The organism is Acidobacteriota bacterium (assembly GCA_020349885.1).
Taxonomy (GTDB): Bacteria; Acidobacteriota.
Genome location: CP070701.1, coordinates 1,961,772 through 1,986,096 on the forward strand (window position 1 = coordinate 1,961,772; position 24,325 = coordinate 1,986,096).

General features: G+C 64.9%; 21 protein-coding genes. 12 read left to right on the forward strand and 9 right to left on the reverse strand.

The window, feature by feature from the left end; all coding sequences use genetic code 11:
• Positions 1 to 6: 6 nt before the first annotated feature.
• Positions 7 to 1,761, reverse strand: coding sequence for a DNA polymerase/3'-5' exonuclease PolX (gene polX / locus JSV08_08385; protein ID UCF80513.1), 1,755 nt, complete (start codon positions 1,759 to 1,761; stop codon positions 7 to 9).
• A gap of 83 nt (positions 1,762 to 1,844) precedes the next feature.
• Entirely contained in the window at positions 1,845 to 2,156 is a 312-nt protein-coding gene (locus JSV08_08390; GenBank protein ID UCF80514.1) for a hypothetical protein, read from the reverse strand.
• A gap of 108 nt (positions 2,157 to 2,264) precedes the next feature.
• Between JSV08_08390 and JSV08_08395 the strand changes: the two genes are divergently transcribed.
• The 3 genes from JSV08_08395 (at position 2,265) to JSV08_08405 (ending at position 3,390) form a co-directional block, all read left to right on the forward strand.
• Positions 2,265 to 2,780 (forward strand): cyclic nucleotide-binding domain-containing protein, encoded by a 516-nt coding sequence (locus JSV08_08395; protein UCF80515.1) that lies wholly within the window; start codon positions 2,265 to 2,267, stop codon positions 2,778 to 2,780.
• 36 nt (positions 2,781 to 2,816) lie between these two features.
• Positions 2,817 to 2,978: a hypothetical protein gene (locus JSV08_08400; GenBank protein UCF81868.1), complete on the forward strand. Its 162-nt coding sequence runs from the start codon at positions 2,817 to 2,819 to the stop codon at positions 2,976 to 2,978.
• 184 nt (positions 2,979 to 3,162) lie between these two features.
• Entirely contained in the window at positions 3,163 to 3,390 is a 228-nt protein-coding gene (locus tag JSV08_08405; protein UCF80516.1) for a hypothetical protein, read from the forward strand.
• A gap of 208 nt (positions 3,391 to 3,598) precedes the next feature.
• Here JSV08_08405 and JSV08_08410 read toward each other — a convergent pair whose 3' ends face one another.
• Positions 3,599 to 4,066: a hypothetical protein gene (locus tag JSV08_08410; protein UCF80517.1), complete on the reverse strand. Its 468-nt coding sequence runs from the start codon at positions 4,064 to 4,066 to the stop codon at positions 3,599 to 3,601.
• A gap of 222 nt (positions 4,067 to 4,288) precedes the next feature.
• Here JSV08_08410 and JSV08_08415 point away from each other — a divergent pair, with 222 nt between their 5' ends.
• Positions 4,289 to 5,968, forward strand: a complete 1,680-nt coding sequence (locus JSV08_08415; GenBank protein ID UCF80518.1) for a hypothetical protein — start codon at positions 4,289 to 4,291, stop codon at positions 5,966 to 5,968.
• A 28-nt stretch (positions 5,969 to 5,996) separates the two neighbouring features.
• Here the strand turns inward: JSV08_08415 and JSV08_08420 are convergent, their stop codons facing one another.
• Positions 5,997 to 6,776, reverse strand: a complete 780-nt coding sequence (locus tag JSV08_08420; GenBank protein ID UCF80519.1) for a helix-turn-helix domain-containing protein — start codon at positions 6,774 to 6,776, stop codon at positions 5,997 to 5,999.
• The gene (locus JSV08_08425; GenBank protein UCF80520.1) at positions 6,763 to 7,800 is read right to left on the reverse strand and encodes a P-loop NTPase; all 1,038 of its coding nucleotides are present in this window, start codon (positions 7,798 to 7,800) and stop codon (positions 6,763 to 6,765) included. Before JSV08_08425 ends, JSV08_08420 begins: the two co-directional genes overlap by 14 nt.
• Before the next feature lie 215 nt (positions 7,801 to 8,015).
• On the opposite strand from JSV08_08425, the gene JSV08_08430 reads away from it, so the two are divergent.
• Together JSV08_08430 and JSV08_08435 are read left to right on the forward strand one after the other, a co-directional pair.
• A complete protein-coding gene (locus tag JSV08_08430; protein ID UCF80521.1) occupies positions 8,016 to 11,708 on the forward strand; it encodes a VCBS repeat-containing protein in 3,693 nt (1,230 codons plus the stop codon).
• Positions 11,709 to 11,789: 81 nt separating this feature from the next.
• Positions 11,790 to 13,139: an MFS transporter gene (locus tag JSV08_08435; GenBank protein UCF80522.1), complete on the forward strand. Its 1,350-nt coding sequence runs from the start codon at positions 11,790 to 11,792 to the stop codon at positions 13,137 to 13,139.
• 16 nt (positions 13,140 to 13,155) lie between these two features.
• On the opposite strand, the gene ligA is transcribed toward JSV08_08435, so the two are convergent.
• Together ligA and JSV08_08445 are read right to left on the reverse strand one after the other, a co-directional pair.
• Positions 13,156 to 15,183, reverse strand: coding sequence for an NAD-dependent DNA ligase LigA (gene ligA, locus JSV08_08440; protein UCF81869.1), 2,028 nt, complete (start codon positions 15,181 to 15,183; stop codon positions 13,156 to 13,158).
• Positions 15,184 to 15,206: 23 nt separating this feature from the next.
• Positions 15,207 to 15,653: a hypothetical protein gene (locus tag JSV08_08445; GenBank protein UCF80523.1), complete on the reverse strand. Its 447-nt coding sequence runs from the start codon at positions 15,651 to 15,653 to the stop codon at positions 15,207 to 15,209.
• Between the two features lie 174 nt (positions 15,654 to 15,827).
• On the opposite strand from JSV08_08445, the gene rfbD reads away from it, so the two are divergent.
• From rfbD to secA, 3 genes are all read left to right on the forward strand, one after another.
• Entirely contained in the window at positions 15,828 to 16,676 is an 849-nt protein-coding gene (rfbD, locus tag JSV08_08450) for a dTDP-4-dehydrorhamnose reductase (GenBank protein UCF80524.1), read from the forward strand.
• A gap of 30 nt (positions 16,677 to 16,706) precedes the next feature.
• Positions 16,707 to 18,035, forward strand: coding sequence for a nucleotide sugar dehydrogenase (locus JSV08_08455; protein UCF80525.1), 1,329 nt, complete (start codon positions 16,707 to 16,709; stop codon positions 18,033 to 18,035).
• Between the two features lie 166 nt (positions 18,036 to 18,201).
• A complete protein-coding gene (secA, locus tag JSV08_08460; GenBank protein UCF80526.1) occupies positions 18,202 to 20,916 on the forward strand; it encodes a preprotein translocase subunit SecA in 2,715 nt (904 codons plus the stop codon).
• Positions 20,917 to 20,923: 7 nt separating this feature from the next.
• Here secA and JSV08_08465 read toward each other — a convergent pair whose 3' ends face one another.
• On the reverse strand, positions 20,924 to 21,376 hold the full coding sequence (locus tag JSV08_08465) for a hypothetical protein (protein ID UCF80527.1): 453 nt from the start codon (positions 21,374 to 21,376) through the stop codon (positions 20,924 to 20,926).
• Between JSV08_08465 and JSV08_08470 the strand changes: the two genes are divergently transcribed.
• Entirely contained in the window at positions 21,369 to 21,509 is a 141-nt protein-coding gene (locus JSV08_08470) for a hypothetical protein (GenBank protein ID UCF80528.1), read from the forward strand. The two genes, JSV08_08465 and JSV08_08470, sit on opposite strands and share 8 nt — an antisense overlap.
• A gap of 66 nt (positions 21,510 to 21,575) precedes the next feature.
• On the opposite strand, the gene JSV08_08475 is transcribed toward JSV08_08470, so the two are convergent.
• A complete protein-coding gene (locus JSV08_08475) occupies positions 21,576 to 22,277 on the reverse strand; it encodes an endonuclease V (GenBank protein UCF80529.1) in 702 nt (233 codons plus the stop codon).
• 177 nt (positions 22,278 to 22,454) lie between these two features.
• On the opposite strand from JSV08_08475, the gene JSV08_08480 reads away from it, so the two are divergent.
• A complete protein-coding gene (locus tag JSV08_08480) occupies positions 22,455 to 23,921 on the forward strand; it encodes a radical SAM protein (GenBank protein ID UCF80530.1) in 1,467 nt (488 codons plus the stop codon).
• Positions 23,918 to 24,319, forward strand: a complete 402-nt coding sequence (locus JSV08_08485; GenBank protein UCF80531.1) for a hypothetical protein — start codon at positions 23,918 to 23,920, stop codon at positions 24,317 to 24,319. The genes JSV08_08480 and JSV08_08485 overlap by 4 nt, the downstream gene beginning before the upstream one ends.
• Positions 24,320 to 24,325: the final 6 nt, after the last annotated feature.

Genomic DNA, 24,325 nt, shown 5'->3' on the forward strand with positions numbered 1-24,325 from the left:
AGGCCATCACATGCCGCCGGGCGTGCTTTTTTTCTTCCTCGCCCCGAGCGCTTTGCAAAAATCCCGCCACGCGAGCGTGTTCACGATGTCGTGCTTCGTGAGCCAGCCGCGGCGGGCGGTGTCGACGCCATAGCGGGCGTTTTCCAGATCGCTCGTGTCGTGCGAGTCGGTCGAAAGGACCACCCCGGCGCCGGCCGCCTTGGCCTCGCGCAGGGCGGCGTCGCCGAGGTCGAGCCGCATCGGATAAGCGTTCAGCTCGAGGAACGTTTCCGTCTCCACCGCCGCTTCGATGAGGGCGCGCAGGTTGACGGCGTAGCCCCCGCGCCCCTTGATGAGGCGTCCCGTCGGGTGGCCCAAGGCGTCCACGTGCGGGCTCCGCATAGCCTTGACGATGCGCTTCGTCATCTCCGATTCCCCCATCGAGAGGGCGAAATGGACGGACGCCACGACGAAGTCGCAGCGGGCGAGCGCATCGTCCCTGAGATCGAGCGAGCCGTCCTTGAGAATGTCCACCTCGACGCCGGCGAGAAGCCGAATTTTTTCGAACTTCTCCTGAGCGCGCCGGACGGCCTCGATTTGCCGCAGTAGCCTTCGCTCGTCCATGCCGCGCGCGACGGTGACGGCCTTCGAGTGGTCGGTGATGGCGAGGTACTCGAGGCCGCGCTTTTGCGCCGCTTCGGCCATCTCCTCAATGGTGGCCGAGCCGTCGGTCTCGACCGTGTGGGTGTGGAGGTCGCCGCGCAAATCCGCGAGCTCCACCAGGGCGGGAATCTTTCCCTTCTCCGCCTCCAGTATCTCGCCCCGGTTCTCCCGGAACTCGGGCGGAATCCACACGAGGTCGAGCGCTTCGTATACCTCCTCCTCCGTCGCACCCGCGACGCGTTTCTCGTCGCGGTCCCGGAAGATGCCGTACTCGCTGAGCTTGAGGCCGCGCTGCTTCGCGCGCTGGCGCAGCGCGACGTTGTGCTCCTTCGAGCCGGTGAAGTACTGCCACGCGGCGCCGAACTCCGAGGGTTTGAGAAAACGCAAGTCCACCTGCATGCCTCCCCGGAGACGCACGCTCGATTTCGTGTCGCCGCGGGCGAGCACCTCCTCGACGCGGGGATAGCGCACGAGCGCGTCCATCACCCGGGGCGCAAGCGCGGCCCCGCCGGCAGCGAGCACGTCAATGTCGCCGACGGTCTCTTTCCGGCGGCGCAGGCTACCCGCCGTCTCGATGCGCTCCGCGCCCTTCACCTTTCGCAGGTGCGAGACCAGGGCCCGGGCGACGTCATCGGCCTCGCTCAGAAGAAATCGCCCGGCCGTGGTCTTCGCGTGGAGGAGGCCTTTTAGAATTTTCTCCTCGGTCACGGCGCCGAAGCCCGCGAGGGCGCGCACCTTGTGCGAGCGGCACGCCTCCTCCAGAGGATCGAGCGACTCGACGCCGAGCTCGTCGAACAACTTGCGCACCTTCTTAGGGCCGAGGCCGGGCACGAGCAGGAGCGAAAGCAGGCTCGCGGGATATTTTTTCAAGAGCTCGCGGTGCGCGCCGCAGTCGCCGGTTTCGAGAATTTCCCGGATGTCGCGCGCGAGCCCCTTGCCGATTCCCTGCAGTTCCTCGAGCACATGGCCCTCCTTGAGGTATTGCCCCAGGTCGACGGGAAAATTTTCCAGAAGCTCGATGGCGTTGCGGAAGGCGCGGATGCGAAACGGGTTGCCGCCCTCGATGTCCAGCAGGTCGGCCATCTCGGCCAGGACGCGGATCACGTCGGCGTTGTGCATTGTACGCTATTCGGCAGCCAAGTTTTCCCTCTTCTAAAGAGGGTATAAAGAAAAGCTTCCGGCTCGTTGCGTTGGAGCGGCACTTAGGAGCGCTCTACGAGCGACTCGAAGAGGTCGCGCAGGTCGGGGCGGACGTAGGCGGCTTCGACTCCCTCCTCTCCCCGCGCCGCGCGGAGCGACTGCGCGAGCACGTGCACCTGCTCGCTCGCGGGCAGCGTGGAGTTGACGAACACGAACGGCACGCTGCGGATGCGGCAGAAGCCCCCCTCGCCCGGCACGCGGGCGTCGTAGCGGACCTTGACGTCGAGGCGCTGCGCGAGCGCTTCGAGCTCCTCGCGCATGGCCTCCCACTTGGAGGGTTTCTTGGCCTTGGAAGTCCGGCGCGCCTTCGCCATTTTCCAGAATAGCGCACACACGCTCCGCGCGTCAACGCGGCCCTCCGGCCCCGCTTGGCACGCCCGCGCTCCTCTGCTACCATGGCGTGAAGAAAGCCGCGCACCCCAATGACGACCTACGGCCATACCATCGACCTGCGCCGCCTGCGCATGTTCCGGGAAATGACGGAAGAGGAACTCAACCGCATCTTCGACCACCTGGAGCGCGCCGAGGCGTCCGCGGGAACCGTCATCCTCGAAGGCGGACAGCCGGGCTCCACGCTCTACTTCATCGAGCGGGGCGCGGTGCGCGTCAAGAACCTGGTGGGGGGCCAGACGGTGGTGCTCGCCACGCTCGGCCCCCACGAGCATTTCGGCGACATGGCGGTCATCGACGGCAAGGGCTCCTCCGCCACGGTCGAGACCATCGAGCCGTGCGTATTCTGGTGCCTCTCGCGTCCGCATTTCCTGCACCTCATCGAGGACGAGCGCGAGATCGGAAGAAAATTCTGGCGGGCGCTCGCCGAGATTTTGAGCGAGCGCCTGCGCTTCACCAACAAGACCCTGAACGACTACATGAGAATCAACCAGACGCTCGCCGAGAACAAGACGTTCCGTGAATTCTACAAGATGTGCCATTCGTAATCCGCGGCCCGCTACGTCGCGCGGGCCGGTCACCGGATTCGCGTCGAGGTCTCGAGCAGCAACTTCGACCGCTACGACCGGAACCCGAACACCGGAGAGCCCTTCGGGACCGCCGTCAAGACAATCCCCGCAACCCAGACGGTTTTCCACACGGCCGAGCATCCGTCGCGGATTACCCTGCCACTGGGAAGCCGATAGCCCCGCCCGGGGGCGGACTTGCTTTTTGAAAAAGAGTTGCTATAGCATCAAGTATGAATGAGGCGTTCCTTTGCGGCCGACTCCGGCGCATCGGAAGCTTGTCCGCCTCAAGCGGGCTTGTCCGCCTCAGCGAAAGGAACGAGTGAGAATTTTTATAAGCGCCATTAAAAGGAGAATAACGTATATGAGTCACTGGACGGTGGTTGAAGAAGAAGCGCTGCGCAGGCCGTGGATTTCTGCGGGCGTCGACGGAGCGCCGGGAGTTGGCTTTGCACGCGGCGATGACGACGATTTCGATGACGACGATTACGACGATGACGATGACGACGATTACGACGACTTTGACGACGACGACTACGACGACGACGAAGAGGACGAGGAGGAGGATGACGACTTTGACGAGGAGTACTAAGCGCCGTTCGCGGCGAAGCTGAGGCTCCCGGAAAAATTTTCTACGTACGCCGGAATCTCCGAACCCCGCCTGCGAAGCCTGACCCCATACTTGGGGGCCCGTCCGCCCGCCATACGGCCTGGTAGGAAGGCAGGCTTACCCGGCTTTCTCTGAGGGTCAACGACCCGTCAACGCAGGCTCCCCTTTTGTCTCTCCCCAAAACGGACAGCTAACGACGGATTTGACTCCGGCGCACCTCGATGCGGCGGATGGCTTCGGCCGCCTGGGCGCGCTCGGCGGGAGTGGTCGCTCTGTCGAGGAGGGCGTAAAGAAACGTGTTCTCGCGCTCCGCATGGTGCTCCATGAGTCTCAAAAAGAGCGCCTCGCGGTCAAGAAGCGCCAAAATATCGCGGCGCTTGGGCGGGCCACGGCGGGAGGCGATGCGCTTTATCGTGCGGCGGAACTCCTGGACGAAACGCTCCATTTTCCGGTGCTCGGCCAGGAACAACTCCGCCGTCCCCCCCTCGACGCGCCCCACGCGCTGGGTGTAGGCGGGGAGAAGAAGCACCTCTTCGACGCGGATATGGGCGCGCAGAATCTTCCAGAACGGCTCCAGCAGCTCCAGGGCCGCCTTGAGCCCGCCCCCGAGGAGCGCCTCCCGGTGCTCGGCAAACAAGGCGCCCAGTTCGGCATGCACGTCAGCCAAATCGGAAAAGCGGAACGCGCGTTTTTTTTTCGGAGGGCGCTTGGCCGGCTTTGCCTTACGTGCGCGGGAGGAGCGGGAGGGCATAACCACTACATTTTACCCCATGGCGGCGCACTTTGCATGCCTTCCGAGACCTCGTCGTGCCACCCCTGACGGCAAACGACCGACTGCTGCGGTTTGCGGGGGCGGTGCGAGCGTGCTACGATGGCGGGCATGACCGCAAACGTGCTCTTGAACGTCCTGGGCGCACGGGAGAAGCTGGACCTCTTCACGCACGACATGGAGGGGCGGGAATATCTTTTCGTTTCGCTGCACCGACTGCTGCGTCGCCATGGACTCGGCGTCGAAGCCGACGCCTTGCGGCGCGACATCATGCGCCGCCTCAACGAGCAGGTCAAAAAGCTCGCAATCCGAAACGAGCAATTCCGCATTCTCTTCGCGCGCGAGCTTCTGACCTTCGTGCTCCAGGCGCTCCAGCACGAGCTGCTCCATCCCCTCGAAGCGCAGCCCCATCTCAACAAGGTCGAGGAAACGGCGCTTGCGCTTTCAGCGGACGCCCGCTCGGAGCTCCGCGAGGCGGTCATCTCGGAGTACATCGGCTACGCCGTAGCCACGAACGACACGCACTACCTCGAATGCGCGAGGGCTTTCCTCGAAAAAACTCCGCATCGCACGGAACACGTAGAGTCCCTCGACGGAGACCTTCTCTACGCGCTCGCGGAAGGCTACGCCCAGGTGGGGCGCTCGACGAGCGTCAACTATCTTCCCGTCCTGGAGGGCATTGCGGCACTGCTTCAGGATCCTTACAACGTGATGCGCGGAAAATTCTTGCTCTACCGCGCGGGCCAGGAGTTCGGCCCGCTGCTCGGCCACACGCTTTCGCACGGGGAAGTTTTGGAAATTCTCTCGGCGATGGGCGAGCGGCCGCAGCGCGTGCTCGCCTCGGCCGAGGCGGCGCACCTAAGCGCGCAGGCCGGCCGCCGGGCCGACGTAGACGTGTTCCTCGACGAGAGCTTCGCGCGCGCCGACCGCGCCTTCCTGCTGGCGCGGCGGGGCCGATTCGCGACGCGCCTGATGGAAATCCTGGGCGAGATCGTGTTCCTGACGCGCGAGCCGCGCCACCTGGAGCGCATGGAGGCGTTCCTCCACCGCACGAAGCCGCGCACCGAAACCTTCGAGCCGCTCATCCACGGCGCTTTTTTTCACTTCGTCCGCACGCTTGCGCGCCTTTACGAGGCGACGGGCGAGGAGAAGCACCTCGACGCGGCGCGGCGCTACCTCGGCACCACGGCGCCCGACGAGGCCGTTTTGGAGCTCGCGTGGGCCCTCTATCGCCGCGAGCGCTACGCCGACGCGAACCGCCTGCTCTACCGCTTCGAGGACGAGGCGCGCTCGCTCCAGAGCTTCGCGCTCGAAGCCCTTTCCCACCTCCGGCAGAACGACACGCCGTCGTTCGTACAGACCCTGGAGCGCGGCCTGAACCAGGCCGAGGTCACCCCGCTCGGGGACGGAAGCGGCGTCGAGGACGCCGAAACTTTTCTGGACCTGCTGCGACCTGACGCCGTCGAGGTCGGACGCGCGCGACTCTTTCGGGTGATGGCGGCCCTGGTGCGGCGGCGCTACGGCGGCTCGGACGCCCGCTACCGCATCGAGATCAAGTGCGCCCTCGGCTTGTGGGAGACCGGCCAGCGCCAAGGCACTAAGAGCGGGGCAAGCTCGGAACATCAAGCCGAGGCGGAAGAAATTCTCGGCGCGTTCCCTCTTGTAAAACGCATGCAGGGCCTCCTCGCGTGGGCCCGCCTTCAAGCGGAGCATTCCGCCAGCGGGGAGCCGTCAGCCAAGGACGAGGGACCAGGGGCCAGTACCCGGAAACCAGTAGCCGAAAACCAGTAGCCGCCCACGCCAGGGGCGAGCCGCTCCCCTACCGGCCGCTTCGGCGCAGGTATTCCTCGGCCACCTTCTCGGGGTCGAGGCCGAGTAAGCGCGCGTATTCCTTGACGAACCCCTTTAGGTACACGCGCGCCGGAAGATGCGAGTAGCGGTTCGATTCAAGGGCCTGTAGCTTCGAGAGCGGAATCTTGGTGACGCGGGCGATGCTTTCAAGGTCGCGGCCCTGCGCCTTGCGGATGGCCTTCAAGCCCGGGCCGTCGAACCGCCGAGGCTTTTCCTGCTCGGGCTTGTTTCCTACAAGGTCGGGAGCGTCCGCGGGCGCTTCTTGCCCCGACGCGAGCGTCGGGGTCGGGGCGCTACGCGCCGCGTGCGCCTCCATGGGAATGACCTGCCCGCCGAAGGCCCGATGGGCGGCGCCGGGTGCCCGCCTGCCGCGCTCTTGCACCGGAACGGCGGGTGCGGCGGGCGCACCTTCGGACGGGGCGGGAGGCGACTCATCCGGTGCGGCCGGCCGGACGTCCTCGGGTGCTAGGCGGCCGCTGGAAACAAGCTGGCGGTCATAGTCGGCGCGGGCGCGCTTGTCGGTCAGCGTTCGGTAGGCGGCGTCTATAGTGCGCCGCATCTCCTCGCACGACTGGTCTTCAAGGAGCGTATAGAGCGGAAGCGAGTCGGCGCGGTAGAGCTCGTTGGCGCGGGCGTAAGCCGCGTCCACCTCGCGGCGCGAAGCGCGCGGCGAAACCTCGAGCATCTCGTAGTAGGTGCGCTCCTCAAAGCGCCGCCTCGCGCCGAGCTTCGCTTCAGGCCGCTCCAAGGAGTTTTTCTCCCAGCCGCACGATGCCCTGCGCGACGGCCGATTTGGGGAAATCTTCGAGAAGGATTTTTCGACTCGCCACGCTCCGCCATGCAGCCAAGTCGTAGTCGAGCGCGCCCAGGCTCTCCATGCGCAGCCCGAAGTGCGAGCGCACGATCCGCGCGATATTCTCCGCAAGGCGCGTGTCCTCGGGGCGGCGCGCCTGGTTGACCACAAGACGCAAATCGAGCCTCCCGAGCACCGCCTCACACTGCGGCACGACCTCCGGCCTCAGGCGCTCGATGCGCTCCAGCACGTCCGCCGGAGCGCGCATTCCGAGAGGAGAACTCCAGTCCTCCGCCTCGTTGAGGACGTTGACGACTTCCTCGTCCTTCGAGACGTTAGAGATGCAGCGATGCGCGACGGCCCGGAGGAAGCGGTACAAATTCTCGACCGACGTGGGCTCGGGCAGCACGAGCAGGACGCCCACCGAGGACGCGAGAAAGAGGTCGATCGTGTTGAACGACGTGCCGGCGCTCAAATCCAGAAACACGGTGTCGGACGGAAGGTCGGGGATTGCCGCGATCAGCTTCTTCTTTTCATAGTAGGTCAAATTGGGAATGGTGAGATGGTCGCGCATCCCGCCCACGAGCTTCAGACTCTCAACGCCCGTTTCCACGGCGGCCTCGTTGAGGGTCGCGACGCGGTTTTTGAGAAAGTCGCTCAGGCCGAGCCGCGTTCCCTTCAGCCCGAGACACGAGTGCAGGTTGGGGCACCCGAGGTCGGCGTCAATCAGGGAAGTGTGTTTCCCCGAGCGGGCGAAGAAAACGCCCAGGTTCGCGGCGAGCAGGGACTTGCCCACCCCGCCCTTGCCGCCCGCCACGGCGAAAACGCGGCTTTGCGGCGCGGCGTCCGTCCGGGGCTTCCTTTCGGGAAAAAGCCTCGCCGGTTCCGGCGGTGCGAGAGACTGCGCCGCGGTTTTCCCGCTCTTTTGGCCGTTCGCGCCCACGTGCGGGGAGGAGGATTCCTTTACGCTTTGCTGCACCGACGGCTTGTCCAAAAATACCACCCGTGCCCTTCCGCGCTTAAACGAATAAGGGCGCTTTGTTAAAAAACACCGTTTATTTCTTGCCAGCTGCCCCTCCCCCTCCCCAAGCGTAACATAAGCCCGGAAATCGCGCAAGAGAAAAATCACCTTCCCCCACGAAGCAATTTTCTCTCAACTTGCGTTCGTGTTATCCTAAATCCACAAACTGTCCGATGGCAAAAACGAAGAGAATAATTGTTGCGGCGTGCCTCGTTCTGGCCGCCCTTCTGTTAGTTTTGTTCCTGCGCGTCAAGGCGGGCCGCTGGCACGAAAGCGACGGCTTTCGATGGACGAAGCTTCCGGCCCCCGGCGACGCGAGCCCCGGATTCACAAGGCTGCCGTCCGCCCAAACGGGAATCGCCTTCGTCAACCACGTCACTGACGAACAAGTGATGGACAATGAACTTTACATGTACGGCTCGGGCGTGGCGGCGGGCGACGTCGACGGCGACGGACTCTGCGACCTATACTTCTGCCGCATAGACGGCGACAACGTCCTCTACCGCAACCTCGGCGGCTGGCGCTTCGAGGACGTCACCGCCTCCGCCGGAGTCGCCTGCCCCGATCGGTTCTCCACGGGGGCCGTGTTCGCGGACGTGGACGGCGACGGCGACCTCGACCTGCTGACCACGGCGCTGGGGGGCCCGAACGCGTGCTTTCGGAACGACGGCGGGGGAAAGTTCCGGGAGGTGACGGAGGAGGCGGGGCTCCAGTCGAACCTGGGTAGCACGACGATGGCGCTCGCCGACGTGGACGGAGACGACGACCTCGACCTCTACGTCACGCGCTACTCCCGCCAGCGCGCCGTTATGCAACTCCAGCTTCTTGCATTCAAAGCCGGCAAGTGGACGATGCCCCCCGAATTCAGGAGCCGATTCAGAAACATACGGCCCGGAAAGCTCATCGAGGAGGAGTACGGGGAGCCCGACGCGCTGTATCTCAATCGCGGCAACGGACAGTTTTATAATCCCGACACCGTCGAGCCCGGAACCTTCCTCGACGAAGACGGGCGCCCCATCTCCCCCCCCCTCATGGACTGGGGGCTGACGGCCCAGTTCCGCGACATCGACGACGACGGCGACCCCGACCTCTACGTCTGCAGCGACTTCTGGACGCCCGACCGCGTCTGGATGAACGACGGCGCGGGGCGCTTCCGGCCCATCGAGAAACTGGCGCTGCGCAAGACGAGCTTCGCCTCGATGTCCGTGGACTTCGCCGACGTTGACCGGAATGGGACATGTGACTTCTTTGTGACCGACATGCTCAGCCGCGACCACCAGCGCCGCAAGATGCAGATGGGCGCCATGAGTCCGACGCCGCTGAGCATCGGAAAGATCGACAACCGCCCTCAGGTGATGCGCAACACGCTGTTCGTGAACCGGGGGGACGGCACGTACGCGGAAATGGCGAGGCTGAGCGGCGTGGAGGCCTCGGAGTGGACGTGGGCGACGGTGTTTTTGGACGTGGACCTGGACGGCTTCGAGGACGTCCTGCTGTCCACGGGGCATCTCTACGATATTCAAGATGCAGACACCCAAAACTATCTCCTCGGTCATGTAAACTCCGTCGAGCGGTTTCGCACGGCCATACTGGCGTACCCGACCTTGAAGACGGCGAATTTCATCTTCCGCAACCGCGGAGACCTGACGTTCGAGGAGGTGGGACAGCAGTGGGGGTTCGACTCGCACGACATCTCGCACGGGATGGCGCTGGCCGACCTGGACGGCGACGGCGACCTGGACGTGGTCATCAACCACCTGCGCGCCACGGCGGGCGTGTACCGGAACGAGGCGCCCGCACTGCGCGTGGCCGTTCGGTTGAAAGGAGAAGGGAAAAACACGCGGGGGATCGGGGCGAAGATCCGCCTCCTGGGGGGCGCGGTGGAGGAACAGAGCCAGGAGATGATCTGCGGGGGGAGCTACCTGTCGGGGTCGGAGCCGCTGCGGGTGTTTGCGGCGGGAGATTCTCCTGAGATGACGCTGGAGGTGCAGTGGCGGAGCGGGCGGCGGAGCGTGGTGGAGGGAGTGAGGGCGAACCGCCTCTACGAGATCGAGGAGTCGGGGGCTGAAGAGTGGGAGCGGCCGCAGCCCGAGGAGATAGAGCCCTGGTTCGAGGACGCGAGCGCGCGGCTGGGACACGTGCACGCGGAGGAGGGGTTTGACGATTTCGCGAGGCAATCGCTTTTACCGAACCGCTTGAGCCAGCTGGGGCCGGGGGTGAGTTGGCACGACATCGACGCGGACGGAGACGAGGACCTTCTGATTGCAAGCGGCCGGGGGGGGCGGCTGACGGTGTACCGAAGCGACGGTGCGGGAGGGTTTGAAAAATTCGACGGCGCGGCGTGGGAGCGGACGACGCGGCGGGACCAGACGACGGTGCTGGGGTGGACGCGGCCGGAGGGGAGAGTAACGCTGCTGGCGGGGCTAGCGAGCTTCGAGGACGGGCGAAGCGACGGGGAGAGCGTGGCCCGGTATGACTTTGGAAGCACCCAGGCAAGTGCGGGAGCAGGACTGTCCGGGCATGGGTCGTCGGTGGGGCCGATGGCGATGGCGGACTACGACGGCGACGGCGACCTGGACCTGTTCGTGGGAGGCAGGACGATTCCGGGAAGATATCCGGAAAGTGCGTCGTCGAGGCTCTTTCGCAGCGAGGGGGGACGGTTCGTGCCGGACGAGGAGAACACTAAGGTGCTGCGCAACGTCGGGATGGTATCGGGCTCGGTGTTTAGTGACATCGACGGGGACGGCGACGCGGACCTGGTGCTGGCGGTGGAGTGGGGCCCCGTCAAGGTTTTCCTTAACGAGGGGGGAAGCTACCAAGACGCGACGGAGGAGTTGGGCCTTTCTTCTTACACTGGCTGGTGGAACGGGGTGACTACGGGGGATTTCGACAACGACGGGAGGATGGACATCGTGGCGACGAACTGGGGGCGGAACACGAAGTACGAGCACCACTATGACGAGGAGCACCCGCTGAGGATCTACTACGAGGACTTCGACCGAAACGGCTCCCTGGACGTGGTGGAGGCGCATTACGACGAGGCGATGGCTGAGGAGGTGCCGGAGCGCGGGTACTCGTGCACGAAGCGGTGCATGAGCTTCGTGGAGGAGGAGCTGGGGTCGTACCAGGCGTTCGGGGGGGCGAGCATTGAAGAAATCTACAAGGAGCGGCTGGAGGGTGCGGAGGTGGTGGAAGCGACGGTGCTGGACACGATGGTGTTTATGAACCGGGGAGGCGGGTTTGAAGCGAAGGCGCTGCCGCTGGAGGCGCAGTTCGCGCCGGGGTTCGGGGTGAGCGTGGCGGACATGGACGGCGACGGGGCGGAGGACGTGTTCATGAGCCAGAATTTCTTCGCGTCGCAGATAGAGACGCCGAGGATGGACGGTGGGCGGGGGCTGTGGCTGAGGGGTAACGGGAAAGGGGAGCTGACGGCGGTGACCGGGCAGGAGAGCGGAGTGAAGGTGTACGGCGAGCAGAGGGGGTGCGCGGTGGGTGATTTCGACCGGGACGGGAGGGTGGATCTGGTGGTGACGCAGAACGGGGCGGAGACGAAACTCTACAGGAACGTCAAGGCGAAGCCCGGGCTGAGAGTCCGATTGAAAGGCGTGAAAGAGAACCCTACTGGGGTGGGAGCGGTCATACGTCTGGAGTACGAGGGAGGAGAGAAGGGGCCGGCGCGCGAGATCCATGCAGGCAGCGGGTACTGGTCGCAGGACGGGGCGGTGCAGGTGCTGGGCAAAACGAAGGAGCCGAGTGGGATATGGGTGCGATGGCCGGGCGGAAAAGAAGTGACGGCAAAGATTCCGGCCGGCGCCGAGGAGATTTCCGTGGACGCGGAGGAAGGCCGCCTCGAGGTGCTGCGCTGACGCTGCGCCGCCGCGCCCTTTTCGCTCTCTCGTCGAAAACTTCTTGCTCGAACCGGCCGTGAATTTCTTCTACCATACGCTATGAGGAACGGCAGCAGCTCCCGCACGGCGGTGGCGTCGTGGGCGCTCTACGACTTCGCCGAAACCGTCTTCTCGATGAACGTCGTGAGCCGTTACTTTCCGCTCTGGCTTGCCGCGGACATGGGGGCGCCCGACTGGCTCTTTCCCGTGGTCATGTCGTTCTCGATGGTCTGCGTGGCAACGACCTCACCGGGGCTCGGAAAAATCTCCGACGCGGCGGGCCGTCGCAAGCCTTTCCTCGTTTCGGTGAGCCTGGCGTGCACCATGCTGACGGCCTCGCTCGCGTGGTCGCGCTCCCTGCCGTGGGCGGTCGCGATCTTCGTCGGCGCCTACTTTTTCTACAACACGGCGCTCGTCTTTTACAACGCACTGCTCGACACGGTATCCCGTGGCTTTTCACGCGCCCACGTCTCGGGCCTCGGCACCGCCCTCGGCTACGCCGGCGCCATGGCGGGCCTCGTGCTCACGTGGCCCTACGTGAGCGCCTCGGTGTACGCGGGCATGCCCGCCCCGGTGCGCGCCCTCGTCGACGCCACGAGCGTCGAGGCATTTACTCCGGGCGCCGACGTGCTGCGCGCGAACGTCTTTCTCCCCACGGCCGCGCTGTACCTGCTATTCGCCCTGCCCTGCCTCGTTCTCGTCCGCGACCGCTTTCCTTCACCCTCGCAGAGTCCATCGGACATGCCGGGCGCGCGGACGGGGAGTATCGCATGGAAGCAGGTCGTCCGGGCGCCGCTCGAGCTGCGCGCCGTGCTGCGCGAGCTGCGGGCGCGCCCGGCGGTGGCGCGCTTCATGCTCGCCAGCTTCTTCCTCCTCGACGCCATGCACACCGTCATCGCCTTCATGGCCGTCTACGCCGCGAACGCCGTGGGCATGGGCAGCGACAGGATAACCCTCTTACTCTTCATCGCCCCGGCGTTCGCGTTTCTCGGCTCCCTGGGGTACGGCGCGCTCGCGCACCGGACGTCGGCGCGGGCAGGGATGCACGTCTGCTTCGCCAACTGGACGCTCGGCATCGCCCTGGCGCTCGCGGCGCTCTCGGAGGGCGCGTTCTGGGTGGCCGGCTTCCTCGTGGGCATGGGCCTGGGAGGCGTCTGGACGGTGGCGCGCGTGAGGCTCCTCGAGCTCGTGCCGCCCGAGGAGGCCGGAAAATTCTTCGGCCTCTTCGCCCTCACTGGCAAGTGCTCGGCCATCGCCGGCTTCGCGCTCTGGGCCCTCACGGTGTGGCTCCTCGATCCCTTCGCGTGGAAATACCGCGCCGTCCTCGCCGTGCTACTCGCGCTCCTGCTCGCGGGCTGGTGGATTCTCCGCAGCGGCGAGCGGCTCCGGAAGGTGGACGCCTCAGCGTAGCGAGATCGGCTATCTGCTAACCGCTGTCCGCTTCCCTCCCCACCATCCTCAAAAACTCCTTCTCGTCGGCGATCTCGACGCCCAGCGCCTTCGCCTTCTCGAGCTTCGAGCCAGGCTCGGCCCCGGCGACCACGCAGCCCGTCTTCTTCGTGACGGCGGACGTGACGCGGCCGCCGCGGCGCTCGATCTCGCGCTTCGCCTCCTCGCGCGTCATCGAGGCAAGCGTTCCCGTCAGGACGAACGTTTTTCCCTCGAGCGTTCTGGCGGCGACCGCCCCTTCCTCCTTCGGTTTCTCCAAGCTCACGCCGGCGCACCGAATTTCTTCTATAACCTTGCGGTTCTCCTTGTCGGCGAAGAAATGCGCGATGCTCTCGGCCACCGCGGGGCCGAGCTCGTAAATTTTTTCGATGTCCTCCCTCTGCGCGGACGCAACGGCGTCCAGCGAGCCGAAGCGCTGCGCGAGAAGCTCCGCGGCGCGCTCGCCCACGTGGCGGACCCCGAGCGCAAACAGCAGCCGGGCCAGGCCGTTTCGCTTGCTTTTCTCGATCTGCGCCAGGAGGTTCCGCGCCGATTTCTCGCCCATCCGCTCGAGCGCGGCGAGTTCCTCGAAGCGGAGCGAATAGAGCGACGCGGCGCTTGCCACCATCCCCTTCTCCATCAGCTGGTCCACGAGGGAGGGGCCGAGGCCCTCGATGTCCATCGCGTTGCGGCGGGCGAAGTGCAAAAGGGCGTTCCGGAGCTTCGCCGGGCACGCGGCGCCGACGCAGCGCCGCACGGCCTCGCCCTCGGGGCGGTAAACCTCCGCGCCGCAGGTCGGGCAGCGCTCGGGCATCCGGAAGCGCCGCGCGCCCTTTCGGCGCTTTTCCTCCACAACGGCCACCACCTTCGGGATGACGTCGCCTCCCTTTTCGAGGACGACGGTGTCGCCCTCGCGCACGTCCTTGCGTGCGATCTCGTCCTCGTTATGGAGCGTGGCGCGCGAGACCGTGGAGCCCGCGAGCCCGACGGGCTCGAGCTCGGCCACGGGCGTGAGCGCCCCCGTGCGCCCCACCTGCACGACGATCTTCCGCAACACGGTCGTCGCCCGCTGCGCCGCGAACTTGTGCGCGACGGCCCACCGCGGGTGTTTCGACGTGGAGCCGGCCTCCTCGCGCAGGCGGTGCTCGTCGAGCTTCGCCACGACGCCGTCCACGTCGTAGTCCAGGGAGGCACGCTTGGCCTCGCACTCGCGCGAAAATTTGAGAATCTCCTCCACCGAGTGGCAGGTGCGGTGGTGCGGGTTGACGGGAAAGCCGCGCTCTGCGAGCCACGCGAGCGTCCCGTCGTGCGTCTTCGGGAGGCGCGCGTGTTGCTCCGCCGACGCATGGAGGGCGTAGACGAAGGCGCGTAGGCCGCGCCCGGCGACGACGCGCGGGTCGAGAAGGCGGATGGAGCCGGCGGCGGCGTTCCGCGGATTCGCGAAAGCCTCCTCGCCAGCCTCCTCCCTTCGGGCGTTCAGGCGCTCGAGCGCGGGGCGCGGCATGTAGACCTCGCCGCGCACCTCGAACGCGAAGCCCGTCGGCTCGACGAGCAGGGGCAGGGAGCGGATCGTGCGGACGTTCGCCGTCACGTCGTCGCCGCGCAGGCCGTCGCCGCGCGTGACGGCGCGGGCGAGCCGCCCCTCCCCGTCGTAGCGAAGCGCCACCCCAAGGCCGTCGATCTTCAACTCGACGACGTAGCTGACGGCGTCGCCCACGAGGCGGCGCAGCCTCGCGTCGAACTCGCGCAACTCCTCCTCCGAGAACGAATTGTCCAGGGAAAGCATGGGCTCGGAGTGCGCGACCGTCTCGAAGCCTTCGATGGGCTCACCACCGACGCGGTGCGTCGGGGAGTGCGGGTCATCGAGGGCGGGGAATTTCTCCTCAAGCGCGCGAAGCTCCCGCTCGAGCGCGTCGTACTCCGGGTCGGAGATTTCGGGGCGCGCCTCGACGTAGTAGAGGCGGCGGTGGCGCTCGATTTCCCGCCGGAGTTCATCGACGCGCCGGCGGGCGTCTTCCTGCCCCAAGGACGACGGAAGCTTCGCCCGCGTCAAGGAGAGTCCTCTTCGGGCGGAGGCTCGCTTTCTTCCTCCCGCTGTTCTTGCGTCTCCTCTTCGGCGGGGGCGGTGAGGCGAGAGATGTTCTCCTCGCTCCGCCGGATCCACTCCGGGTAAGAGTACGCCGCGGAGCAGACGGCGTGCAGGCTCGCATTTATCTCGCGCCAAGCGTCGAGCGCGACGACGAAATTGTTTTCCTCCTCCGAGCGCTCGGCCATGTCGACGAGCGCCTCGAGCGCCTGCGTGAAGTAAGGATGCCAGAGCGGGAGGTAGGCGCGCATCGCGTCACCGTACCAGCGCATGGCCTGGTGAGCGTCGCCCGCGGCCTCCGCCGCCTGCCCGCGCTCGAAGTACGCGGCCGCGCTCCAATGAAGCCGGAGCCCGGCGAACGTGACGAGCACCACCGCTCCCAGGACGAGCCACACCAGAACGCGCTTCATGGCTCGATGCTTTTCGCCCAAGCGCCGCCCGGCGCCGCCGCCTGATAAAGGAGTGCCCCTGCGCGTTCGGTCCAGTGCCGCATCTTTAATTATACGCATGCGGGAAGAGTTTTTCACGCCGTCCCGCCGCCTGCCCTCAAGGTGGTATAATTCCGTTTTAAGGGTTTCACTCCCATGCATATATTCATCACCGGAGCCGGAGGACAGTTGGGGCGGGCGCTGAGCGACGCCTTCCTCGGCGGGCACGCCGTGATGGCGTACCCGCGCGCGGCGCTCGACGTGACCGACCGGCAGGCGGTGCGCGCGGCCGTGCGCGCCGCGAAGCCCGACGCCGCCATCCACTGCGCCGCATGGACGGACGTGGACGGATGTGAGCGCGACCCCCGGCGCGCCCGGCTCGTGAACGCCGAGGGCGCGCGCCACGTGGCCGAGGCGCTTCCCCGAAGCGCTGCCCTCGTTTACGTAAGCACCGACTTCGTGTTCAGCGGACGCAAGAAAACGCCGTACGTCGAGAACGACAAGCCGGCCCCCCCGAACGTCTACGGGAAAACCAAGCGCGAGGGAGAGCTCCACGCGCTCCGGCATCCGCGCGCGTACGTCGTCCGCACCTCCTGGCTTTACGGACTGCACGGCCGACACTTCGTGGGGGCCGTTTTGGCGAAGGCCGAGGCGGGCGAAGCGCTCCGCGTCGTCCGCGACCAAGTGGGCGCGCCCACGTTCACGTTCGACCTGGCGCAGCAGATCAAGGCGCTTCTGGAAAGGGAGATTTCTCCGGGCGTCTACCACGCGACCAACGGCGGCGCATGCAGCCGTTACGAGTTTGCAAAGGCAATTTTAGGCGAATACAATAGCATGAAGAACGTGCGCGTGGCGGGAATACGAAGCGCCCAGATGCGGAGGCCCGCGAAGCGGCCCCTCAATTCCCGCCTCTCGAACGAGAAGCTGCGGCGGACGGGCGTGCCGCTTCTTCGGCACTGGCGCGCGGCGCTTCGGCACTATTGCCGCTTGACGGCATTGCGATAAGGACGAAAACAGGGGAGAAAGACAAGACACATGGCTTCGACGAAGGAAACGCTCATTGAGAAATTCCGCTCCCGCGACGCGGCCGTGGCCATCGTGGGCCTTGGCTACGTGGGGCTGCCGCTTGCGGTCGAGCTTGCGCGGGTCGGCTTCCGCGTCACGGGCATCGAGACCGACGAAGGGAAAACGGCGGCCCTTAATGAAGGACGCTCCTACGTCGAGGACGTGCCCTCGGAAGCGCTCGCGCCCCTGCTCAAAGCGAAAACGTTCTGCGCCGTGACGGGCTTCGACGTCGTCCGGAGTCAGGACGCGGTGCTGCTGTGCGTTCCGACGCCCTTGAACAAGGGGCGCGACCCGGACATGTCGTTCATCGTGACGGCGTCGCGGGCCATCGCCGAGCACTTCGGGCCGGGGAAGCTCGTAGTGCTCGAAAGCACGACGTACCCTGGAACGACGGAGGAAATTCTGCTTCCGGCCTTTCAGCCCGTCGCGGGGCGCGAAGGCGAAGATTTTTTCCTCGCGCATTCGCCCGAGCGCATCGACCCCGCCAACAAGCGCTTCACCGTCTCCAACACGCCGAAGGTCGTGGGCGGCATAAGCCCCGCCTCGACCGAAGTGGCCGCGGCGCTGTACGGGCAAATCGTCGAGCGCGTGGTGCCGGTGTCCACGCCCGCAGCCGCCGAGATGGTCAAGCTGCTCGAGAACACCTTCCGGAGCGTCAACATCGCGCTCGTCAACGAGGTGGCCCTCATCTGCGACCGCCTGGGCCTCAACGTGTGGGAAATCATCGAGGCGGCCGCGACGAAGCCCTTCGGCTTCATGCCGTTTTATCCCGGCCCGGGCCTCGGCGGCCACTGCATCCCCGTCGACCCCCATTACCTGTCGTGGAAGCTGCGCACGCTGAACTTCAACGCCCGCTTCATCGAGCTGGCTTCGGAAATCAACTCCCACATGCCGCACTACGTCGTGGACAAGGTGGTCGCGGCGCTGAACGAGCGGGGCAAGAGCGTCAAGGGTTCACGCATCCTTCTGCTCGGCCTCTCCTACAAGCGCGACGTGGGGGATTTGCGCGAGTCGCCCGCGCTCGACGTTCTGGAGCACCTCGTGCGCATGGGCGCCGACGTCCGCTACAGCGACCCCTATATCCCGGCGCTCAACTACAACGGCATCGTCCTCGATTCGACGGCCTTCACCGAGGAGGGGCTGGCCTCCGTGGACTGCGTCGTCATCACGACCGACCACTCGGCGTTCGATTACGAGGCCGTGGCGCGCTCGGCGCACAGCATCGTGGACGCGCGCAACGCGCTGGCCCCGCTCCTTTTGAAAGACGCCTCTCTTCGGAAAAAAGTCAAGCGGCTGTAGCCGCCGGCCGGAACGCCGCAGGTTGTCCGCCGGAGGTTTTTCAATTTGGACTAGAAACGAACCCAGACTAATGTCTGGGCAAGCTTTACCCCGCCCAGAAGGCGGGGCCGGGAACCCGGGAACGTCGTTTGCGGCGCGGGAAAAGCGCATGTTACAGTAAAAGGTTATGCTCACGACCATTCTGCGCAAGACCATCGGCACGCGGAACGACCGAATCCTCAAAAAGATGTGGCGCGTCGTCGAGGAGGTCAACGCGCTCAAGTTCGAAATGCTCCAGCTTTCGGACGAGGCGCTCAGCCGCAAGACCGAGGAGTTCCGCGACCGCCTGAAGCGGGAAGAAACGCTCGACGATTTGCTCGTCGAGGCGTTTGCCTGCGTGCGCGAAGCGGGGCGCCGCACCATTTCCATGCGGCACTTCGACGTTCAGCTCATCGGGGGAGTGGTGCTTCATCAGGGGAAAATCGCCGAGATGGCCACGGGTGAGGGAAAAACCCTCGTCGCCACGCTCGCCGCGTACTTGAACGCGCTAGAAGGAGGCAGCGTTCACATCGTCACCGTGAACGATTATCTGGCCCGGCGCGACACCGAGTGGATGGGACCCATCTACCGCGCGCTCGGGCTTACCGTGGGCTGCATTCAGCACGACATGGACAACCCGGAGCGCAAGGCGGCCTACGCCTGCGACGTCACGTACGGCACGAACAACGAGTTCGGCTTCGACTACCTCAGAGACAACATGAAGTACGCCGTCACGGACATGGTGCAGCGCGGGCACCATTTCGCCATCGTGGACGAGGTGGACAGCATCCTCATCGACGAGGCGCGCACGCCGCTCATCATTTCCGGGCCTTCCGAGGAATCGACCGAACTCTACTACCGCGTGAACGACGTCGCAAGGCGCCTCAAAAGACAAACCCATTACGAGGTGAAGGAGGAAGACCACGTCGCGATGCTCACCGAGGAGGGCGTCCGGGAGGCGGAAAAACTCCTGGGCACGAGCAACCTCTACGACCCCGCCAACATGGACGTGCTTCACCACCTGAACCAGTCGGTGCGCGCCTACGGCCTCTACAAGCGCGACGTGGACTACGTCGTCAAGGAAGGCAAGGTCGTCATCGTGGACGAGTTTACGGGGCGCATGATGCCGGGGCGCCGCTGGAGCGACGGCCTCCACCAGGCGGTCGAGGCGAGGGAGGGCGTGAACATCGAAAGCGAGAACCAGACCATCGCCACGATTACCTTCCAGAACTATTTCCGCATGTACGAAAAGCTCTCGGGCATGACCGGCACGGCCGCGACGGAGGCCGAGGAGTTCGAAAAAATTTATAACCTCGAAGTCGTCACCATCCCCACGAACAAGTTCCTGCGGCGCACGCACAACCCGGACGTCGTCTACCGCACCAAAAAGGAGAAATTCAAAGCGGTTGCGGAGGAGATCGAGGAACTTCACAAGAAGGGCCAGCCGGTGCTCGTGGGCACGGTCTCGATCGAAACGTCCGAGCACCTGAGCGGAAGGCTCAAGCACCGCGGGATCCCTCACCGGGTGCTCAACGCCAAGTACCACGAAAAGGAGGCGACCATCGTGGCGCAGGCCGGCGGCAAGGCGGCGGTCACCATCGCGACCAACATGGCGGGGCGCGGCACGGACATTCTCCTCGGAGGCAATCCCGAGTTTCTGGCCAAGGCGGAGGCCGACCCGGATAAGGAGTCCGAAAAATACCAGGCGGCGCTCGAGAAGCACCGCGCCGTGTTCGAGCGCGAGCATCAAGAGGTCGTTGACGTGGGCGGCTTGCACGTGCTAGGCACGGAGCGGCACGAGAGCCGCCGGGTGGACAACCAGCTCCGCGGCCGCGCCGGGCGGCAGGGTGACCCCGGCTCCACGCACTTCTACCTTTCGCTCGAAGACGATTTGATGAGAATTTTCGGCAGCGACCGTGTCTCCAGCATCTTGCAGAAACTGGGGATGCAGGAGGGCGAGCCCATCGAGCACAAGATGGTCACGAACGCCATCGAGCGCGCGCAGAAGAAGGTCGAGGCGAGAAATTTCGACATGCGAAAGCACCTCCTCGAATACGACGACGTAATGAACGCCCAACGCCAAGCCGTTTATGCGATGCGGCTCGGCGCCCTCAAGGGCGACGACCAGAGCGAGTTCGTGCTCGATCTGGCGCGCGGCATGTTAGACGGCATCCTCGACGTCCACCTCCCGCTGGAGGTGGACCCGAGCGATTGGGACGCCGACGGGTTCGAGAGGGCGCTCCGGCAGCAGTTCGGGCTGCGCATCTCGGGCCGCCGCTGGGTGGACGAGGAAAAGCTCTCGCGCCCCGAAATCGAGGAACGCGGCTGGAAGCTGCTCGAGGAGGCATACCACGAGAAGCTCGAGCGCTTGGGCGACGCTTTCCGCGACCACGAGAAGCTCATTATCCTGCACTTCGTGGACATGGCGTGGAAGGACCATCTTCTCGCCATGGACCACCTCAAGGAGGGCATCGGCCTTCGGGGTTACGGCCAGCGCGACCCGCTCATCGAGTACAAGAAGGAGGCCTTCAATCTCTTTCAGGACATGCAGGAGAACGTGCGCGAAAAGATCGTGCGCTACATCTTCCTACTCGAGCCGTCCGGGGGCGAGCGGCGGGCGGCCCCGTCGCCCACGCGGCGCCCCGTGTACAAGGAATCGGAATACGTCTACACCGCCTCGGGCGGGGGCGACACCGCCTCGTCCTCGGCCTACGGCGAGGCGGCCTCGCCCCAGGACGCGAAACCGAAGCCCTACCGCTCCAAGTCCCCCAAGGTGGGCCGCAACGAGCCTTGTCCCTGCGGAAGCGGGAAAAAATTCAAGAAATGCTGCGCCGCGAAAGCCGCGGCGGAAGCGGGGGTGTAGGCTAAACCTAAGACCCTGCCTTTTTTTTCTTCCTGAGCTGAAGGAGGGCCGCTAAATCCTGAATGTCTTTCTTGCGGCCTGCGGCCCGCTTCATCCGGATGAGATCGTTGAGGGAAGCAAAAAACGCAGGCGTTCTCCCGATTTTTCCTTTTACTCGATTCTTCCAAGCCGTCCCGAAGGAAACGCCCTTGACGAAAGGATGAAAGTCGCTTTCCACAAGATACTGGCGAAGCAGCACCTTTCGGGCCAGAAGGTCTTTTGCAGAAAGGTCCGCCGTATCGTACCCGAACGCCCGCAACGCCTTTAGGGTGCGGGCGGCGTTTCGGGGCGTGGGTTCGATGAAAAAATCGATATCGAGCGTGGCGCGCGCGTAGCCGTGGACGGGAAAGGCGTGCGCCCCGATGACCACGTACCGCACCCTATGGGCGTTTAACGATTTCAGAAGGCCTTCGATGTCCAAGACGGATGAGGGTCTCGAGCATGCGCCGCGAGGCGTCGTGCATCATGCGAAACCGCTCCTCTACGGTAAGCGACGCAAGGTACGCGAGCTCAAATTCAAGTTCGCGCTTTTCGTCGTCATGGTCGAGCTTTAGCAGGAAAGGACGTCTCGATTTGGAGCGCGGCATGACCCTTCAGGATACCAGATTGGCTGGCGCGCCTCAAACGGATTGCAGCTTCCGCGCCTCGTTCGAGAGCGCGTGCGCGCGGCGCGTGGGCTCGGGGAGGCGGTAGCGCCGGGCGAGCCGAAGCACCCAGGCGCAGGCCTCATCGAGCGTCACCCTGTGCCCCACCGAGACCACTACGGGCGCGACGCCCTCGCGCGTGCGAAGCATTTTTCCGATTTCCTCTCCCTCGTGGCAAAGCGACGAGCACCCGCCGCGCTCCTTCGGGGGTGATTCGTATTGCCCGCAGAGGACGCTTTTCGCGCAGCCGACGGTCGGTGCGTCGAGAAGAAGCCCGAGGTGCGAGGCGATGCCGAATCGGCGCGGATGCGCCGCGCCCTGTCCGTCGCAGAGAATCAGACCCGGCGCGCGGCGCAGTTTCTTAAAAGCCGCCGCGAGCACAGGGATCTCGCGGAAGCCGAGGAGGCCGGGAACGTAGGGGAACGAAAGCGGCCCCTCGGCAGTGACTTCTTCGACCGGCGCAAGGCCCTCCTCCGTAACCTCGAACACGGCGACGGCCGCGTAGCCGGTGCCGCTGTCCTTGCCCGTGCGGGGATGGTTGAACGAGATGTCGCAGCCCGCGACCAGGCGCACCTTCCCTTCAAGAGGGAAAGCCCGGACGCGCGCCGCGAGCTCTTTCTGGATTTTGACGGCCTCTTGGGGAGAGACGTTCCACGGGTGGAGGGGGAAGAGTTTCATTCGAAAGCAGCAGTCTAGACAGTGTTTTTTTTCGCCTTGCCCGCGCCCGACAGACATCATAATACCACGGCGTCGTCCGGCGCATCGAATCTTGACAGGCCCGCTCTCGTTGCATAAAATAAGGTGTGAAAGGATAAATTTTTATCCCCAATCCCTAGCCTACGCTCCCGAAACACGATGAAAAAGATTCTTTTTATCACCCCACCCTACCACTGCGGCGTCGTGGAAGTGGCCGGGCGGTGGCTTCCGCCGCAGTTTCTTTTTCTGGGCGCAAGCGCACGCCGGGCGGGCGTCGAGCCCGTGCTGTACGACGCCATGGGATTCTGGGCGGACCACGACGACATCGTCGCCGAAATGGAGAACGTCAATCCGGACTACGTGGCGACCTCCGCCATCACGGCCACAATACCCGACGCCCTGCGGGTGCTTCAAAACGCCAAGCAGCTGAAACCCGACGTCGTCACGCTCCTCGGGGGCGTTCACCCGACGTTCATGGACCGCGAGATTCTCGCGGAGCACGGCGACTCGGTGGACTACGTGATCCGGGGCGAGGGCGAGGAAACGCTGCGCGAGCTTCTCGAATGCCTCGAAGCCGGAGGCGACGCGAAAGGGGTCCAGGGAATCTCGTTCCGTGAGAACGGGCACGTCGCGCGGACGCTCCCCCGGCCGCTGTTCGAGGACCTCAACACCCTGGACCGCGCCTGGGACCTGATCGACTGGACGAAAGACTACACCTACTACATTTTCCCCGGCTCCCGCCTCGCCGCCATCAACACCTCCCGCGGCTGCAACAGCGAGTGCACGTTCTGCTCCCAGCAGAAATTCTGGGCGCGCTCGTGGCGCGCCCGCTCGCCGGAGGACGTGCTGGAGGAGGTGGAATTCCTGCACACGCGCTTCGGCGTGAACGTCATCCTTCTCGGAGACGAGTACCCCACCAACGACCGGGCCCGCTGGGAGAAACTTCTCGACATGCTCATCGAGCGGCGCTTTCCCATCCGCTTCCTCATGGAGACCCGCGTCGAGGACATCGTGCGCGACGCGGACATCATGCACAAGTATCGGGAGGCGGGCATCGTGCACGTCTACATCGGCGTCGAGGCCACGAACCAGGAAACCCTCGACTACATCCACAAGGACCTGAAGGTGGAGACGTCGAAGAAGGCCATCGACGTCCTCCACCGCCACGGCATCGTCACCGAGACGTCCTTCATACTGGGCTTCCCGGACGAGACGCCCGAGAGCATCCGCTGCACGCTCGAGCTCTCGAAGTGGTACAACCCCGACTTCGCCCACTTCCTCGCCATCACGCCCTGGCCCTACGCCGACCTCTACCCGCAGGTCCGGGACCACATCGCCGTGACCGACTACTCGAAGTACAACCTCATCGACCCCATCATCAAGCCCAAGTGGATGACGCTCGAGGACATCGACCGCGCCATGGTGAGCTGCTACCGCGAGTTCTACCACGGCAAAATGAAGGAGGTTCTCACCATGGGCGACGCGTTCAAGAAGGACTACATACTCACCTCGATGAAGCTCATCATGCGAAGCTCGTTCATCGTGGAGAAGATGGGCAACCTGATGGAGATTCCCAAGCAGATGGCGGCCACCATGAGGCAGATGGCCGGGGCGACGGGAGCATGAGGCGCTGGGCGGCGCTGGCGCTGCTGCTTGTTGCGGCGTGTGCCTCTCAGGAGGAGGCCCAGCTTGAGCAGGCTGTGCGGGAACACCTTACGAATAAGAAACATCTGAATTTGACCAACATACGCCTGCGGCTGGAAAACGTGGAAATACGGGACGAGGAAGCCTTTGCCACGGTGCTTTATTTCATCGAAGACCAGACCTCGCCCATCATGCAGTACCGCTACACGTTTGTGCGAGACGATGAGGTGTGGTACGTCCTGGAGTCCGAGTCCCTTATTCCGTCAAACGGCTTCGCCCACCCCTCCCCGTCAGAGCCGTCGCCGCCCCCGGGCGGAGACGAGGCCCCGCCCGAGACGACCGAGGAAGAAGCGCCAGAGCTTCCTCCCGGCCACCCATAGCCGAGG